Here is a 16,077-nt window from a genome sequence, read left to right on the forward strand (position 1 = left end):
TGCTAGCGACCAGCATATCCTTCGCGACTACGGACGAAAGGAGGTTTCTACGGCTGACTCAGTCCACCGAAACCCAGTTCCATTCCTCGTCCGCTTCCTCACTATCGTGGAGATGACAGGCCGCAGGATGGCCCGCATCAGTAGACTGCTCTTGTGGATTCTCTCGCTCGCAAATCGTCGAAAACTCACTCTGAAGTCGCTCATCTGCCTCCGACACATCGCCCGAAACGATGTCCGAGAGCGCGGATGACAGCACCGTTTCAGCGTCTTCGTCGCTCAAACCCTCCGGAATCGCGTACTCTTCCCGAATCGCAGACTGCAACTGTGCGGCGGAAACTGCGTCCGCAGTTTCCGCCTCTTCCCGTGCGACCACGAGGGTTCGAAGCGAATCGAGATCTACGTCGTCGTCCGAAACTGCGACCCACAAATCCATCACCGAGCGCCACTCGTCTTGCTCGAAATCGTAGTTCTCGGGTGGAATGACGGCTGGACAGCGTGGATGGAATCGACAGCCCGACGGCGGCGAGGCCGCGTCGGGCACGTCGCCGCGGAGCGTCACGCGACGTTTTTTCGCATCGGGGTCGGGCGTCGGAATCGCGGAGACGAGTGCCTGCGTATAGGGATGCTGTGGATTCCGGAACAGATCTTCTGTCGGCCCGCATTCGACGATTTCGCCGAGGTACATCACGGCCACACGGTCGGCGACTTCGCGCACGACGCCCATGTCGTGCGTGATGAGCAGCAGCGAGAGGTCGAACTCTGCTTGCAGGTCGGACAGGAGTGTGAGGATTTCGGCTTGTACGGACACGTCGAGTGCCGACACCGGTTCGTCCAGCACGAGCAGGTCGGGATTGAGAATCAGCGCTCGCGCCAGCGCCGCTCGTTGTTTTTGCCCGCCGGAGAGTTCGTGTGGATAGCGGTCTGCCTGTTCCGCGGACAGACCGACCCGCGGGAGGATGTCCTCCGTAATCGCGCGTCGTCGGTCGGCGTCGGTCATGCCGTGAATCGAAAGCGGTTCGGCCACCGATTCGCCGACGGTCATTCGCGGGTCGAAACTCGTCGTCGGGTCTTGGAACACCATCTGCGCCCGGCGTCGGAACGCCTTCCGTTCGGTTCGGTCGTACTCCCCAATCTCGTCGCCGTCGAAGCGAACGGTTCCCGCGGTTGGGTCTTCGAGATGTAAGAGAGCAGTCGCGGCCGTCGATTTGCCGCTTCCTGATTCGCCGATGAGTCCGAGGGTTTCACCGCGATACACGTCGAAGTTGATGCCATCGACCGCGTGGATAGTTCCGACTTCCCGGCGGAGCGGCCCTTCCGTGACTGGATACTGCTGTTTCAGTCCGCGAACCGAGAGCAGGGCTTTTTCATCCGAGCGACTCGCTTTCGATTTCATCTTCGAATCCTCACTGTGGTCGGTCATCGTACATTCCCCCGAGTTCGTTCCGCGTCTCCCGCTTCTTCTGCCTCTCCCGATTCCCTCTCCGTCTCGTCCAGCACGACGGACGAATCTCGGTCCGAACGATGGAAGATGCACGATGCTTTCTGGTCGTTTCTGACGCCCTGTAGCGGCGGTTGTCCGTTTCGAGCGCACGTGTCGATTGCATGCGGACACCGCGGATGAAATCGACAGCCAGCGGGTGGCGAAATTGGGTCGGCCATCGACCCACCGATCGGTTGCAAACCATTGCCTTGCCCCGGAAGACAGGCGAGAAGCGCCTGCGTGTAGGGATGCGAAGGCTGGTCGAAAATCGCCCGAACGTCGCCACGCTCCATCACCTTTCCAGCGTACATCACGACGACTCTGTCGGCGATTTCGGCGACGACACCGAGGTCGTGCGTGACGAACAGAATCGCCATGTCGCGTTCGTCCTGCAAATCGCGCAGAAGGTCTAAAATCTGGGCTTCGATGGTCACGTCCAGTGCTGTCGTCGGTTCGTCCGCGATGAGCAGGTCGGGTTCCCCGGCGAGTGCCATGGCGATGACGACGCGCTGGCGCATTCCACCCGAAAACTCGTGTGGGTAGTCGTTCGAGCGAACCTCGGCTTTCGGAATCCCGACGCGGTCGAGAAGGTCGATTGCCCGTTCTTTCGCAACCCCGTCACTCACGTCCTGATGGAACTGCACTGACTCCGCGACCTGCGCGCCGACGGTGTAGACTGGGTCAAGGGCGTTTTGCGGGTTCTGGAACACGTAGGCGATTTTGTTGCCGTGAATCTCGCGGAGTTCGCGGGACGAACAGTCGAGGACGTTCTGGCCGTCGAAAACGACTCGCCCGTCAGTGATTTCGCCGGGCGGCGATGCGATTAGCCTCGTGATGGATTCGCAGGCGACGGTTTTTCCAGAACCGGACTCGCCGACGAGACAGACCGTCTCGCCGCGATTGATTTCAAAATCGATGCCATCAACTGCCGTGATGACGCCTCGGGGAGTGTCGAACGTCGTCCGCAGTCCCGAAACGGACAGCAGTGGGCCAGTCATAGCCCCTCCCGGGTTCGCGGATCGAGTATCTCTCGGAGCGCATCACCGAGGAAGTTGAACGAGGCCACAGTGAGCATGAGGAAGACGACCGGAATGACTTCGGCCCACCAGAGGAGCGTCGGGTGGAAATCGCTCAAAAACGCGGCGTATATCAGATACCCCCACGAGTTCTGTCCCGGGCCGTGCAGTTGGAAGTAGCCGAGCATCGCCTCGATGAGTAGGAGCGTCGGAATCTGGAGCGTGATGGCGACGAGAACCGTGCTTGAGACGTTCGGGAGGATGTGCTGTCGAATGATTTTCAGGCGACTGCTTCCGGCGTTTCGGGCGGCGCGAATGTACCCCAATTCGCGCTTTTGCAGCGCTTCACTTCTGACGAGTCTCGCGGTACTGCCCCAACTTAGCAAGCCAAATACGCCTATCATGAGGAGGATACTGCCGCCGTACAGCGCTTCGAGGAACAGGAAGACGAACAGCGGTGGAATCGCCTGCTGGATGTCCACGTAGCGCATTAGCATTTCATCGACCGACCCGCCGAAGTACGCCGCCACGATGCCGACGCCGGTTGCGAGGGGTGCGATGAGCGTCGCCGTGATGAGCGTCACCTGAAGCGCGATTCGCATCCCTTGTAGAATTTTGAGGAAGAGGTCTTCTCCGCTGGAAGTCGTTCCGAACGGATGAATGAAACTACCGTGACAAGCGTTGTTCGAGATGTCGCCGACGCAGTGCGTGATGCCGATTCCGTAGTATGGCGCGGAAAATCCGACCGGGGGCTGATACGGTGCCATTCCATACGCGAAGTCGTCTGCGGACGCAATCGCGTCCGTGAGCGGTTCGTGAACCATCGGGCCGAACAGTCCGCCGATAAAAAAGACGACGAGATAGCAGAGACTGGCCACCGCCACTCGATTCGTGCGAAGTTGTTGCCACCGCTCGCGGGTCAGTTCCCGATTGAGATACAGCGGCGCGAGAACGTAGAAGGCGAACACCGAAAGCGAGAGCATGAACAGCCAATCCAGGGCGGTAACGTTCCATTCCCAAATGATGGGGTTGTCGTCTGGAAGAACGAAGACGTCGTACAGAAAGCCAAGCAGGAGTACGGTCGCGACGAGCGAAAACAACTTGGTTCGCCACGATAGTGACCGAGAAGCGGTCGTGTACTCGTCCCAGTCGATTGCATCGAATGTGTCGTGTGATGTGGCCATGAACCGTTGAATCCTCCTGTCCCGTCCCCTCGAAATGAGACAATTTTATGACAGTCTGCCGTAGCTAATGCAGCCACGGTATAAAAATATGGATTTTATTTCAAACAATTTAGTCGTGGTATGCAGCAGTTTGTTACCCTCTCGACTGTAACATCGGAAACATTTATTCGGGCCGAACGAATTGTGGTGGACGATACCATGGAGTCAGTTACAGCCTCCGAAACTGTATCGGCGGTTTCGACCGGAAATAGAAACGGGCGGTCGGTGGAGTATGACCGCCCGATGGAGTACGGCCGTCCGATGGAGTCGCGATAGCCGTGCGCCGATATATCGCCCGTCGCGTTCTCTGGACGGTGTTTGCGGCGTATCTTCTCCTTTCGTCCATTTTTCTCGTCTTTGCCTTCGCGCCCGACCCCGGTCAGGAAACTGCCGGTATCATGGCGGCCTTCGGCGGCGGCTCCGCAGAGGAAGCCGAAAACGCCTATGCCGAGGCGAGAAACTACGACGAGCCGATTCTCGACCGATACATCGAATGGATAGTCGCCTACACGACGTTCGACTGGGGCACTGACATTCAGGGCGAACCGGTTACCGACCGTCTCGGAGATGCACTTCCAATTACGCTGGTCTATCTCGTTCCGGCAGTCGTCCTGTCCGTCGTTTTAGGTTCCGCGATTGGACTGTATTCGGCAGTTCACCAACACGGCTACGTCGACCGACTGGTCACCGCAATCACCTATCCCGGATTGGGGCTACCGAGTTTCTGGCTCGCGTCGTGGGCGTCCCTGCTCGTGCTCGAACGAATCGACATTCAGGCGTCGTACTTCGACGACCGGTACGGTCTTTGGTCGCCGGAAAACCTTCCCTTCATGCTCCTTCCGATGGCTGTGGTGACCATCAACCTGCTCGCGGTGCAGATTCGGTACACTCGTTCGACATCACTCGAATACGTGCCCGCCGAGTTCGTGAAAACGCTTCGCTCGAACGGTGCCCGTGCGAGCGACGTTGGCCGTCACGTCATCCGCAACGCAGCGTTGCCACTCGTTTCGTTGTTTTTTGCGGAAACCCTCACCATCCTGTTCGTCACGCTCCTCGTGGTCGAAACGGTGTTCGGCCTGCCCGGGTTCGGTGCTCTCGCGTTCCAAGCCATCAGAGCGAGGGATGTGGGTCTTATCTTAGCGACGACGATGATTCCTGTTTTCCTCGGACTGGCCGGGAACCTCCTCCAAGACATCGCCTACGCCGTCCTCGACCCGCGAGTCGGCTACGACTAAGCACAGAAGTCACTACGGCTGACTACTCCAGAACGTCGATTTCGGAACCCGACGCGTTTTCCTGTACACTCTCGATTCCTCGCTCCGCCGTCGCCTGCCGTTCGTACCCTTCTCCGCTGTCCGCGATGATGTTGCCGTTGTCGTGAACCAGTCTCCAGCGCCATTCCTCACGAGCGTCCTGATACAGTTCGAAGGTTGCTTTGCTCATCTGCAACCGAAGATACGGTCCCGACCGACGTAATATCCTGTTTTCTGCCAGTTTTCCGGACTATTCGGCTATCATTTCGTCGATTTTCCCGACGACTTCTGTTTTCGCTCGTGCGTCAGATTCGCTCTGAAACTGAAATCGGGCATGGGGTTCATCTTTCCCCGGGTCGAAGGGAAACTGAATGCGTTCGCTCGTCCCTCCAATCCTCGTCTTCGCGGCACTGTTGTTTTTCGGCGCGTATTTCGTCGGCTATCCGGTTCCCGGCGGGGAGACGCTCGATTCGCTCCAAGGTGCTGAAATCATAGAGGTTCCCGAGGACAATCCCGAGGCGGTGACTGAACCCACAGACCCTGAATTCCGTCGATGGGTCGAATTCTACATCCATCGTTACGTGAACGAGGAGCGAACCGACCACGGGTTAGAACCTGTCGAGTTCGACGCCGCGCTCCGGGACATCGCGCGCAATCACAGCGAAGAGATGGGTCGTGAGAGCTACTTCTCACACGTCTCCCCGTCCGGTGAGAGTCCGAGCGACCGCTATCGAGAAGCCGATTATCACTGCCTTCGGGGTGCGGGCGAAAACATCGCCTACACTTACTTCGACCGCAGGGTGCGAACGGAAAACGGCACCGTCGTTCGCTATCGAACCGCCGACGAACTCGCACGCGGAGTCGTCACGCAGTGGATGAACTCGCCGAGCCATCGCGAAAATATGCTTTCTGAAAACTGGGAACGCGAGGGAATCGGCGTCTACTACGCCGATAGCGAGCGCGTCTTTGCCACACAGAATTTCTGTTAGGATGGCACAAAAAATTAAGTACTTGTGGTGATACATTCCGGAAAAGAACATTCTTTCGGGAGGTAACGACAGATGAGAAGCCAAACAGGCAAGACGGAACAGGTCGGCACATCACTGTCCAGAGATGTCGTGTTCCAAATATTGAGCAACCAACGACGACGATACGCGCTTCATTACCTTCGCCGACACGAGCAACCGGTCGAAATCGGTGAGTTGGCGACCCACATCGCGGCGTGGGAAAACGACGTTTCTGTTCCCGAAGTAAGTTCACAACAGCGAAAACGAGTGTACAACACCCTCCAACAAGCACATCTCCCGAAACTGGACGAAACTGGATTTGTCGAGTACGACCCTGCTCACGGAAACGTTTCGCTGACGGACAAGGCGGAGAAACTGACAGTGTATCTGGAAGTCGTTCCCGACAACGACCTTCCGTGGTCGCAATACTACTTCGTCCTCGGCTGTGTCAGCCTCGCCCTCGTCACCGGCGCGTGGTTGGAGGCCGGGCCGCTCGGACTCGTTCCGGATTTCGGCTGGGCGCTTGGACTGGCTGTGTTAGTTACGTTCTCCGGTGCAATTAACGTGTATTATCATCGGAACCTCCACCGAGGCCACACCGAAGTTCCGGAACGTGACAGATGATATATCATTCACCAATTAGCATCGGATTTGGCTCACGAACCAGCGAAACGTCGTAGCCGAAGGCAGCCAGCAGTTCCAGACTCGTTTCGATATGCGGCGTTATTTTCGGAATCGTCACGCGCCCGCCCGCGAGCGCGAGGAAAATCACCAGTTGGTCGGCCATATGTTCGTCAACGACTCCACGGCCGTCGTGAAACGCGGAAAACGCACCGACGACACGTTTTGCTATGTCCTCCGCGGGAACACCGCGCTCGCCGAGTCCGTCGAATCCGGCGACGGTATAGTTCTCATCCATCTCACTGTATTCGGCACGGACAAGCAAACTGCTTCCAGTGGAGTCCGATTTCGCGTAGGTCGTCCGACGTTCGAGAACTAAATGTCCCGCGGAACCGAGTCTGTCGCGTGCAGTTTCCGCCTGCCGTTCCGCGACGTTTTGCTCCGCGAGCGACGTTGATGCTTTCGAGTAAATCCGGACGCCGGTGAGTTCCCGGCGCTCTGCGAGATTGATTGCAGAAAGTGAAGAGGGGGCGACCCAGAGGGTTGCCTCTCCGCCGCCTGCTGGATAGTAGCCGGTTCGGGTAACCTCGACACCGGCCAGCAGTCCGAACCGGCGACAGAGCGGCAGTTTCACTTCGCGGAAGTAGTCGACGGTCGGTGACCAGCGAACGTCCGTACCGCCAGTGACAGTCACCGAAAGGGGTTCGTCCAGTGTCACCGCGAGGGGGAGCAGTGCGTCGAAAACCAACGCCGTGCTCCCCGCGGTTTCCACGTCAATCGAAAATTTACCGCCGTCGGCGGCTTTCGGTCGAAACGTCAGTGCCTCGGAACCGATTGTATTTCCGTACAGTTCCGCATTGCAGGCACGAGCAACGGCGTGGACGGCGGCGAGATGTTGTGGCCTGAGGCCGGGATTCGAGCGACTCGCTCGAATCCCGGTCATTCGAAACGGTTCGCCGGAGAGGGCGGAAAGCGACACTGCCGAGCGAAGCAGTTGTCCACCGCCGGACGACCCGTCGAGCGAGTGCATTAGCCGGGGCTACGCGATTCGACGTGAAAAATGGGAACCATCGCCGAATACAGTATATAAATCCTCGCTTCAGTCCGGTACGTAGTAACAGAGATTCATGTTAACTAGCGTCATGGTCTAAACTCATCTTACCGCACTCTTGCGGTTTTTTGATTTTCCGATTGTAGTCTTACAGTGGTATCCTCACACACGAAATAAAGATTTATATAGAAGCACAAACATAGTCGCTTCTGTACTATGAGTCAGCGCATGCAAGGTCAGCCGATGATCGTAATGTCCGAGGATTCCCAACGCGTCAAAGACAAAGACGCACAGGAACACAACATCACCGCGGCGCGAGCGGTCGCGGATGCTGTACGTTCCACACTCGGACCGAAAGGGATGGACAAGATGCTCGTCGATTCGATGGGCGACGTGACCATCACGAACGACGGTGTCACCATCCTCAAAGAGATGGACATCGACAACCCGACGGCCGAGATGATTATCGAGGTCGCCGAAACCCAAGAGGACGAGGCGGGAGACGGCACCACGACGGCCGTCGCAGTGACGGGCGAACTCCTCAAGAACGCGCAGAATCTTCTCGAACAGGACATCCACCCGACGGCGGTCATCAAAGGATTCCACCTCGCAAGCGAGAAGGCTCGCGAGGAAGTCGACAACATCGCGGAAAACGTCGACACCGACGACGAAGAACTCCTCCGCAAGGTCGCAGAAACCAGCATGACCGGCAAGGGCGCGGAACTCAACAAGGAAGTTCTCAGCCAAATCATCGTTGACGCCGTGCAGGCGGTCACCGTCGAGGACACCGTCGACCTCGAATTCATCAACATCGAGACGCAGACCGGCCGCTCCGCGGGCGAGTCCGAACTGCTCGAAGGCGCGGTCATCGACAAAGACCCCGTCCACGACAACATGCCGAAATCGGTCGAGGACGCCAAAGTTCTCCTCCTCAACGAAGCCGTCGAAGTCGAGGAAACCGACGTCGACACCGAAATCTCCATCAACGACCCCGACCAGCTCAAGAACTTCCTCGACCGTGAAGAAGCACAGCTGAAAGAGAAGGTCGAACAGATCAAGGAGACGGGCGCGAACGTCGTCTTCTGCCAGAAAGGCATCGACGACCTCGCACAGCACTACCTCGCCAAGGAAGGCATCCTCGCCGTCCGACGCGCCAAAAAGAGCGACATCCAGTTCCTCCGCGAAGTTCTCGGCACGGACATCGTCTCGGACCTCGACAGCGCCTCCGAAGTCGAACTCGGAGAGGGAAGCGTCACCCGCGACGACAGCGACGAACTGTTCTACGTCTCCGGCGGCGACGACGCTCACGGTGTCACGCTCCTCCTGCGTGGCTCCACCGACCACGTCGTTGACGAACTCGAACGCGGTATCACGGACGCTCTCGACGTCGTCGCACAGACCGTCAGCGACGGTCGCGTCGTCTCCGGCGGCGGAGCAATCGAAGTCGAACTCGCCTCCCGACTCCGCGACTACTCCGACAGCGTGGAAGGTCGAGAACAGCTCGCAGTCGAAGCGTTCGCCGACTCGCTCGAACTTGTCCCACGCGTTCTCGCCGAGAACGCCGGACTCGACTCCATCGACACGTTAGTCGACCTGCGCGCCGCACACGAAGACGGCGAGAAACGCGCTGGTCTGAACGTCTTCAGCAGCGACGTTGAGGACACCTTCGAGGCAGGCATCGTCGAGCCAGCCCACGCGAAAGAGCAGGCACTCTCCAGTGCCACCGAGGCCGCGAACCTCGTCCTCAAAATCGACGACATCATCTCCGCAGGCGACCTCTCCACCGACAAAGGTGGCGACGAGGGCGCAGGCGGCCCACCAGCAGGCGGCATGGGTGGCATGGGCGGAATGGGCGGCGCGATGTAAATTCGGACACAGTCTGAACTCCACGCCCACTTCGACGAATCGTCGTTTAGCTGATTCACGCCATTTTTTGGGCACTCTATGGGTAGCGGTGCGTTTTCTGGACAGTCGGCACTTCTAACAGTTTCTTTCGACAATCGTGCCAGAATCACTATCCTCGCACCGTGATGATTTTCAGTTGCTGTGCCTTCCCAGAAAGACACCTCGGACGAGACGAACTCACACCAAACTAGTCGCCGCCGATTTCTCACGGCAGGTGCCGGAGTCGCTGTGACCGCCCTCGCGGTTCCAACCCTCAGCAGTACCGCAGTCGCACATTTCCCGAACGAACTCGACATCGACGTGAAACCGGACGACGATTCGAACGAAATCAATCTCGATGGTCGCGGTGTCGTTCCCGTCGCAGTCCATCAAACCGACGAGTTCGACCCAACCAGCGAAGCGGTTCGCTATCGATTCGGGTCGCCCGCCGCCGTCGCTGACGGCGGCGGGGCGTGCCCAGTTCACGAGGGACACGTAGAAGACGTCGATGGAGATGGCAGTGACGAACTCCTTCTCCACTTCCGGGTTCAGGACGCCGGATTCGAAGGAAACGAGACGGAGGCCGAACTTCGCTGGGAGAAGGACGATTCCGGCGAACACGGCTTTTACGGGCGCGATTCCGTGACAATCGTGGGGAGTGCCCACGAACACGGTGGAGATGACGATTCGATGGACGAAGACGAGAGCGGGCATCAACACGGAAGCGAGCATCAACACGGGAGCGAAACTCAGCACGAACACGGAGAGACGGAAGAAAACGAAAGCGGGTGCTGAGAGCGGGAAATCACGCTTGTAACGGTTTTCTTTTCCCGATTTATTGCTCTCGACTATCCAAGAAACGATTGCTCGAAAAACATCCCAAAAACCACGACTCTCCGCGAAAGCCACACGAAAACCGCAAAAGATGGAACTAAGTGGGAACCACGTTTTCCTCCGACTATGGAAACACTCCTGCTCAATCAGGATGCCGTAGACGAGAATACGCAGATGCCCGAACTCATCCGGGCTATCGAGGACGCCTTCGCGGCGTATGCGACCGGGGACGCACAGATGCCCGCAAAATCCTACATCGACTTGCCGCAGTACAACGGCGACTTCCGGTCGATGCCCGCCTACCTCGACGCGGACGACTGGGACGCCGCGGGCATCAAATGGGTGAACGTCCACCCCGACAATCCCGAGGAGTTCGACCTGCCGACCGTCATGGGAACGATGGTGTACAGCGACCCCGAAACCGCGTTTCCGCTGGCGATTATGGACGGTACGGAACTCACCATGAAGCGCACCGGTGCGGCGGCGGCAGTCGCAACCGACCACCTCGCCGTGGAAGACGCGACGAGCATGGGCCTCATCGGCGCGGGCGTTCAGTCCTACACGCAGCTGGAGGCGATTTCGGAGATTCGTCCAATCGAGGAAGTCGTCATCAGCGACCTGAACGAGGAAGCCGTCGCGGACTTCATCGACTACTTCGATGACGACTTCGACGTTCGCGCGGGTTCGATTTCCGAGGCCGCATCCTGCGACGTGCTTTCGACGGTCACGCCCGTCGAAAGCCCAATCGTCTCCGCCGAGAACCTCGGCGAGCACACGCACGTCAACGCCATGGGTGCGGACGCGGAAGGCAAACACGAACTGGCGGACGAAATCCTGCTGAACGCGAAACTCGTCATCGACGACCACGCACAGACGACTCACTCCGGCGAAATCAACGTCCCGTACAACGAGGGCGTCCTCTCGGACGACGACATTCACGGCGACATCGGCGACATCGTCATCGGCGACCTTTCCGGGCGAACCGAAGACGACGGCGTCACCGTCTTCGACAGCACCGGACTGGCGATTCAGGACGTGGCCGCCGCTCACGTCGTCTACGAACACGCGAACGAAAACGACAACGGCTACCCATTCGACCTCCTCGGCGTCCAGTAATCTCGTCGCGTTATTTTCGGTGCGGTGTTTTTGCCACTACTCTTCGTCACCGATTGGTGCCTTCTGTGCAAGTGCTTCGGTCAGTTTCGAGATTGCCCACACGATGACCAGAAACGGCAACAGTGGCACCATCAGCACGAGCAGTCCGAGAAATATTGCGATACCGATGGCGTTCATTTCGCTGTCCGGATGCCCGTGATACGGCGGCGTGACCGTCCGGAATGCCTTCTTTACCGGTTGTAGCTCAGACTCCCCTTGGCTCATGCTGAAATAGTGGTCTGCGAAAATGATAAGCGTTCTCACGGAACGCCAATTTCGGCACCACGGTACTCTCCCGCAGAACTGGCGGAACGAAACCGCTGTCACGAACGAGTACAGAAACGCCTTTCTGCCCCCCACTCTGCCTACGAAATGATGCAGGTCTCCGAGGCGGTTCCCGAGTTCGCGGAGGCGTTTGCCTTCGAGGAGTTCAACCGGATGCAGAGAGAGATGCTCCCCGCACTGCTCGACAGCGGGGAGAACGTAGTCGCCAGCGCGCCGACGGCGAGCGGGAAAACCGCCCTCGCGGAACTGGCGATTTGCAAGGCGCTGGGCGACGGCGGCACCGCGCTGTTCATCGCGCCAATGCGCGCACTGACGAACGAAAAGGAAACCGAATGGGAACGCTTCGAGGAACTCGGCTATTCGGTCTACGTCGTCACGGGCGAGCGCGATTTGAATCCACGGCGGGCGGAGCGCGCCGACATTCTCGTGATGACGCCGGAGAAAACCGATTCTGCGACTCGGAAACACGACTCTGCACGCTATTCATTTATCACCAACGTGGACTGCTGTGTCATCGACGAGGTTCACCTGCTCGATTCGGACAAACGCGGGAGCGTCCTCGAAGTGACAATCTCGCGCCTGCGGAGACTTTGTGACCCACGCATCGTCGCGCTTTCCGCGACGATGCCGAACGTAAAGGACGTGGCAAATTGGCTGGATGCACCGCCAGAAACCACCTTCGAGTTCGGTGACGATTACCGCCCCGTGGATTTGCACGCGGACGTGAAAACGTACACCCACGGCGACAACTCCTTCGCGGACAAATACCGCCGACTCTATCGCGCGCTCGACCTTGCGGAACCGCACGTTCGCGAGGACGGGCAGGCTCTCGTGTTCGTCTCTTCTCGACAAGACACGGTGCAGGCGGCGAAGAAAACCCGCGACGAAATCGCCGAGAGAGATATTCCAATCGGGGCACGCGGCGACTACGATTTCCACACCGAAACGCAAGAACTGCGGAACGACACACTGCGAAACTCCGTGCTGGACGGGGTCGCCTTCCACCACGCCGGACTGTCGAAAAACGACCGCGACATGGTCGAAGAGTGGTTCAAGGAGGGACAAATCCAAATCCTCTTTTCGACCTCCACGCTCGCGTGGGGTGTCAACCTCCCCGCCAGATGCGTCGTTTTGCGGGATACCAAACTCCACGACCCCCTTGAGGGCGAGGTGGATATGAGTCCCTTGGACGTGCTCCAGATGCTCGGACGGGCAGGTAGACCGGGCTACGACGACGTTGGCTACGGGTGGGTCGTCTGTGACTACGCGGACGCGGACAAATACCGGAAACTGCTCCGTGAGGGGAAGGAAATCGAATCCCGACTGGCGGAAGATTTGGACTCCCACCTGAACGCCGAAATCGCCATGGGCACCATCTCGGATTTGGAGGACGTGATGTCGTGGCTCGAAACGACGTTCTACTACGTTCGGGCGCAGAGCAAGCCTGACCAGTACGATTTCGAGAACATCCGTGACCATGTCCGAACCACGCTCAAACGACTCGTCTCTCGCGGATTCGTGGAACGCGGCGACGACCTTTCAATCGACGGCACTGCACTCGCCATGCTGACCTCGAAGTTCTACCTCGACCTCGACACGGCGGAGCGATTCCGCACACTCGCCGAAAAGGAGGAAATCGACACCCCTGCCATCCTCGAAGCGGTGGCCGGGGCTGCCGAGTTCGACAGCGTGAACGCCCGACAGTCGGAACGCGACGCCATCAACTCCGTTCTCATCGGACAGGATTCGGGCGATTTGGAAGGGGGCGGGCGAAAAGTCCTTGCCATCCTTTGCGCCAGCATGACCGGTTCGACGCCGGGCGAACTCCGGAGCGACGCGTGGGTCATCCAGCAGAACGCAGTTCGTCTCCTCGCCGCACTGCGTGCGTTTTTGAAGCGACTCGACCGCCCGATGGCCGCGAATCTCGCAACCCGCGTCGAAGCGCGACTGGAAAACGGCGTGGACGAGCGTTCCGTCGGACTCACCGCAATCGACGGCGTGGGCGCTGGCCGGGCGAACAAACTGGCAAAAGAAGGACTGGAAACGCCCGCCGACGTGTGCGAGGCGGGCGTAGACGGCCTCATCGACGCCGGACTCTCCGAAGGTGTCGCCGAGCAGGTGGAAGAGAGCGCCCGCGAACTTCCCAACGTGGGAATCGAATGGGGCGACTTCCCCACCCGAATCGCACGCGGAGAAAACGACATGCGGGAAGTCACTCTGCGAAATCGGGGGCAGGGCGAGCAGGCGGTCGTCGAAGTCACCGTCAACGGCATCGAGATGACGACGAAATCGACGTACCTCGATTCCGACGCCTCGGTTCCCGTCGGCGTCTTCGGCGGCACCGACGACGAGATGGAGTTCGTGGTTCGAGTCGCGTTCCCCGACCTTCCGCTGGTTCCGATTGCCGACTCGCGAACTGTGCGAGTTGAGTGATTCCGGGCTAGTTCAGCAACTCTTCTCGAAGTTCCTCCGGCGACGAGACGACCATGTCCGCTGCCGACAAATCCAACTCTTTTGCACCGTTCGGATAGCCGATGCAGTAGGTTCCCGCGCGAACCGCCGATTCGACGCCGTTCTCGGAATCCTCCACCGCGGCGCATTCGTCGGCGCGTGCACCGAGCAAGCCCGCGGCGTGTTCGAAAATCGCGGGTTCTGGCTTGCCGGGCGCGTCGATGTCCTCGGCGCTGACGACTTCCGAAAATTCGAGGTCGAAACGGTCCAGGACGATTTCTATCCAGTGGTGCGGGGAAGAGGAGACGAGGGCGATTTCGGTTCCGTTGTTGCGGAGGTCGGCGAGGAGGTCGTGGAAGCCGTCCATCAGCGAGACGTGCTCGCTGTAGAGTTTCTTCGCGGCCTCGTCGTAGATGGCGATGAACTCCTCTTTCGTCGCGGTCGTTTGGTACTCCGAATCGAGGTAGTCGTAGATTTCGCGGTAATTCATCCCCGTGATTTCGTCCGCCGCTACGTCTTCTTCGACCACTTCGGGAAAGATTGTTTCCTCTTCGAGTTCGACCCAGAAATCCTCCGAGTTCACGATGACGCCGTCCATGTCGAACAACACTGCGTTCGGTGGTTCGCCGTTCGGTGCTCCGCCGCTCGGTTTCGTTCCGTCCATTTTCCCTTACTTCTCCCGGTTCCCTCAAAGTCCTTCGCCCGAATCTTTAAATCCGAAACCGCGACCACTCCGGGCTATGACCGAAACGATTCGCGTGTTCGCTGGCGACTGTACGATTACGACGGACGGCGACACGAAACAGAACCGACGCGGCGAGATGGTCGCCATCCTGAAGCCCGACGACACCCTGCTCGTTCACGATATTGATGGGTACCAGCCAGTCGAATGGCTGACCCGCGCCGAAACCACTCACGCGAGTCTCGACGGCGATACCTTCACGCTCGTCGCGGCGACCAGCGACCGCCGGGTTCGCGTAGACTGTCACACCGGCTACGGCATTTCCCGGTATCCGGGGTCGAAAGCCGGCATTCCGGTTGGCACCTGCCCGCACTGTGACGGCGCACTGACGCGAGCGAAAGGAGCAGTTTCCTGCCTCGGTTGTCGCCGGGAGTACAGCATCCCGCGCAACGCCAGCGTCGGCGGGGATTCCTGCGACTGCGGCTTGCCGACCATGCGCGTCGAACGCGGCGCAGAGTTCGAACTCTGTCTCGACAGAAATTGCGGAACTGTCCTTGAGGCTGTCCAAGAACGATTCGACCGCGAGTGGGACTGCCCCGAGTGCGGTGCCGACCTCCGGATTTTGCGTCGAGGTGGAATCATCGCAGGCTGTGACCGCTATCCCGACTGTGAAACCGGGTTTGGCGTTCCGAACGGTCGAATCGTCGATTGGTGTGACTGTGGGCTGCCTGTGTTTCGGACGCGAACTGGGCGGCGGTGTTTGGCCACCGATTGTGAGGAGTTCGGAAGCGAGGGTTTGGACGAGTGAGTGTACTCTTCTGACTCTCTAGAGACGGTTGTCTACCTAGTGAATCGCCAAATTTTCCAAACCACTGTGGCGCGCGCTGGCACAGCACCGAGGAGTTACCTCCGAGGTGCTGTGCTGACGGCGTGCGAGGGATGACTGAGTGAGCAACGCGAACGAAGGAATCGGTTGGGGAGGACGTGGCTGATGCGGTGTGGAGTGGTTTGCGGTCTTCATTAGAGTCGTGATTTGCTTACTGCTAACTGAGTAGTCTGATTGGTTGTGTTTTGGCAAATCACGACTCCAGTGAAAACCGCCACAGCCACGCCCACAGACCTCCCCAACCGACTC

15 protein-coding genes are annotated in these 16,077 nt (G+C 58.9%); 8 read left to right on the forward strand and 7 right to left on the reverse strand.

The window, feature by feature from the left end:
- Window positions 1-58: 58 nt before the first annotated feature.
- Genes BW974_RS14210 through BW974_RS14220 form a run of 3 tightly spaced genes read right to left on the reverse strand, consistent with a single transcriptional unit; the run spans window position 59 to window position 3,680 of the window.
- Window positions 59-1,420 carry an ABC transporter ATP-binding protein gene (locus tag BW974_RS14210; protein ID WP_084186281.1) on the reverse strand — a complete coding sequence of 454 codons (1,362 nt, stop codon included), beginning with the start codon at window positions 1,418-1,420 and terminating at the stop codon, window positions 59-61.
- A complete protein-coding gene (locus BW974_RS14215; RefSeq protein WP_076430905.1) occupies window positions 1,417-2,478 on the reverse strand; it encodes an ABC transporter ATP-binding protein in 1,062 nt (353 codons plus the stop codon). Before BW974_RS14215 ends, BW974_RS14210 begins: the two co-directional genes overlap by 4 nt.
- Window positions 2,475-3,680, reverse strand: a complete 1,206-nt coding sequence (locus BW974_RS14220; protein WP_076430906.1) for an ABC transporter permease — start codon at window positions 3,678-3,680, stop codon at window positions 2,475-2,477. The genes BW974_RS14215 and BW974_RS14220 overlap by 4 nt, the downstream gene beginning before the upstream one ends.
- A 317-nt stretch (window positions 3,681-3,997) precedes the next feature.
- Between BW974_RS14220 and BW974_RS14230 the strand changes: the two genes are divergently transcribed.
- Window positions 3,998-4,954: an ABC transporter permease gene (locus tag BW974_RS14230; protein WP_084186282.1), complete on the forward strand. Its 957-nt coding sequence runs from the start codon at window positions 3,998-4,000 to the stop codon at window positions 4,952-4,954.
- 22 nt (window positions 4,955-4,976) lie between these two features.
- On the opposite strand, the gene BW974_RS14235 is transcribed toward BW974_RS14230, so the two are convergent.
- Window positions 4,977-5,162, reverse strand: a complete 186-nt coding sequence (locus tag BW974_RS14235; RefSeq protein WP_076430909.1) for an HVO_2922 family protein — start codon at window positions 5,160-5,162, stop codon at window positions 4,977-4,979.
- Between the two features lie 181 nt (window positions 5,163-5,343).
- Here BW974_RS14235 and BW974_RS14240 point away from each other — a divergent pair, with 181 nt between their 5' ends.
- Together BW974_RS14240 and BW974_RS14245 are read left to right on the forward strand one after the other, a co-directional pair.
- Window positions 5,344-5,961, forward strand: a complete 618-nt coding sequence (locus BW974_RS14240; protein ID WP_076430910.1) for a CAP domain-containing protein — start codon at window positions 5,344-5,346, stop codon at window positions 5,959-5,961.
- Window positions 5,962-6,033: 72 nt separating this feature from the next.
- Entirely contained in the window at window positions 6,034-6,603 is a 570-nt protein-coding gene (locus tag BW974_RS14245; RefSeq protein ID WP_076430911.1) for a DUF7344 domain-containing protein, read from the forward strand.
- Between the two features lie 4 nt (window positions 6,604-6,607).
- Here BW974_RS14245 and rtcA read toward each other — a convergent pair whose 3' ends face one another.
- The gene (rtcA, locus tag BW974_RS14250) at window positions 6,608-7,630 is read right to left on the reverse strand and encodes an RNA 3'-terminal phosphate cyclase (protein ID WP_076430912.1); all 1,023 of its coding nucleotides are present in this window, start codon (window positions 7,628-7,630) and stop codon (window positions 6,608-6,610) included.
- 237 nt (window positions 7,631-7,867) lie between these two features.
- Between rtcA and thsB the strand changes: the two genes are divergently transcribed.
- From thsB to BW974_RS14265, 3 genes are all read left to right on the forward strand, one after another.
- Window positions 7,868-9,517, forward strand: coding sequence for a thermosome subunit beta (thsB, locus tag BW974_RS14255; protein WP_076430913.1), 1,650 nt, complete (start codon window positions 7,868-7,870; stop codon window positions 9,515-9,517).
- Between the two features lie 180 nt (window positions 9,518-9,697).
- Complete coding sequence (locus BW974_RS14260) at window positions 9,698-10,330, forward strand: hypothetical protein (protein WP_076430914.1); 633 nt, start codon at window positions 9,698-9,700, stop codon at window positions 10,328-10,330.
- 165 nt (window positions 10,331-10,495) lie between these two features.
- Window positions 10,496-11,485: an ornithine cyclodeaminase family protein gene (locus BW974_RS14265; RefSeq protein WP_076430915.1), complete on the forward strand. Its 990-nt coding sequence runs from the start codon at window positions 10,496-10,498 to the stop codon at window positions 11,483-11,485.
- A gap of 36 nt (window positions 11,486-11,521) precedes the next feature.
- On the opposite strand, the gene BW974_RS14270 is transcribed toward BW974_RS14265, so the two are convergent.
- A complete protein-coding gene (locus BW974_RS14270) occupies window positions 11,522-11,749 on the reverse strand; it encodes a DUF7535 family protein (RefSeq protein ID WP_076430916.1) in 228 nt (75 codons plus the stop codon).
- A 150-nt stretch (window positions 11,750-11,899) separates the two neighbouring features.
- Here BW974_RS14270 and BW974_RS14275 point away from each other — a divergent pair, with 150 nt between their 5' ends.
- On the forward strand, window positions 11,900-14,242 hold the full coding sequence (locus BW974_RS14275) for a DEAD/DEAH box helicase (protein WP_076430917.1): 2,343 nt from the start codon (window positions 11,900-11,902) through the stop codon (window positions 14,240-14,242).
- A gap of 7 nt (window positions 14,243-14,249) precedes the next feature.
- On the opposite strand, the gene BW974_RS14280 is transcribed toward BW974_RS14275, so the two are convergent.
- On the reverse strand, window positions 14,250-14,924 hold the full coding sequence (locus BW974_RS14280) for an HAD family hydrolase (protein ID WP_076430918.1): 675 nt from the start codon (window positions 14,922-14,924) through the stop codon (window positions 14,250-14,252).
- A gap of 76 nt (window positions 14,925-15,000) precedes the next feature.
- Between BW974_RS14280 and BW974_RS14285 the strand changes: the two genes are divergently transcribed.
- Window positions 15,001-15,750 (forward strand): PDDEXK family nuclease, encoded by a 750-nt coding sequence (locus BW974_RS14285; protein ID WP_076430919.1) that lies wholly within the window; start codon window positions 15,001-15,003, stop codon window positions 15,748-15,750.
- Window positions 15,751-16,077: the final 327 nt, after the last annotated feature.

The organism is Haladaptatus litoreus, from assembly GCF_900156425.1.
Classification (GTDB): Archaea; Halobacteriota; Halobacteria; order Halobacteriales; family Haladaptataceae; genus Haladaptatus; species Haladaptatus litoreus.

Bases quoted from the DNA above. Each gene is read 5' to 3' on its own strand.
- BW974_RS14210 (WP_084186281.1), bottom strand. From the start codon at position 1,420: ATGACCGACCACAGTGAGGATTCGAAGATGAAATCGAAAGCGAGTCGC.
- BW974_RS14215 (WP_076430905.1), bottom strand. From the start codon at position 2,478: ATGACTGGCCCACTGCTGTCCGTTTCGGGACTGCGGACGACGTTCGAC.
- BW974_RS14220 (WP_076430906.1), bottom strand. From the start codon at position 3,680: ATGGCCACATCACACGACACATTCGATGCAATCGACTGGGACGAGTAC.
- BW974_RS14235 (WP_076430909.1), bottom strand. From the start codon at position 5,162: ATGAGCAAAGCAACCTTCGAACTGTATCAGGACGCTCGTGAGGAATGG.
- BW974_RS14240 (WP_076430910.1), top strand. From the start codon at position 5,344: ATGCGTTCGCTCGTCCCTCCAATCCTCGTCTTCGCGGCACTGTTGTTT.
- BW974_RS14245 (WP_076430911.1), top strand. From the start codon at position 6,034: ATGAGAAGCCAAACAGGCAAGACGGAACAGGTCGGCACATCACTGTCC.
- rtcA (WP_076430912.1), bottom strand. From the start codon at position 7,630: ATGCACTCGCTCGACGGGTCGTCCGGCGGTGGACAACTGCTTCGCTCG.
- thsB (WP_076430913.1), top strand. From the start codon at position 7,868: ATGAGTCAGCGCATGCAAGGTCAGCCGATGATCGTAATGTCCGAGGAT.
- BW974_RS14265 (WP_076430915.1), top strand. From the start codon at position 10,496: ATGGAAACACTCCTGCTCAATCAGGATGCCGTAGACGAGAATACGCAG.
- BW974_RS14270 (WP_076430916.1), bottom strand. From the start codon at position 11,749: ATGAGCCAAGGGGAGTCTGAGCTACAACCGGTAAAGAAGGCATTCCGG.
- BW974_RS14275 (WP_076430917.1), top strand. From the start codon at position 11,900: ATGCAGGTCTCCGAGGCGGTTCCCGAGTTCGCGGAGGCGTTTGCCTTC.
- BW974_RS14280 (WP_076430918.1), bottom strand. From the start codon at position 14,924: ATGGACGGAACGAAACCGAGCGGCGGAGCACCGAACGGCGAACCACCG.
- BW974_RS14285 (WP_076430919.1), top strand. From the start codon at position 15,001: ATGACCGAAACGATTCGCGTGTTCGCTGGCGACTGTACGATTACGACG.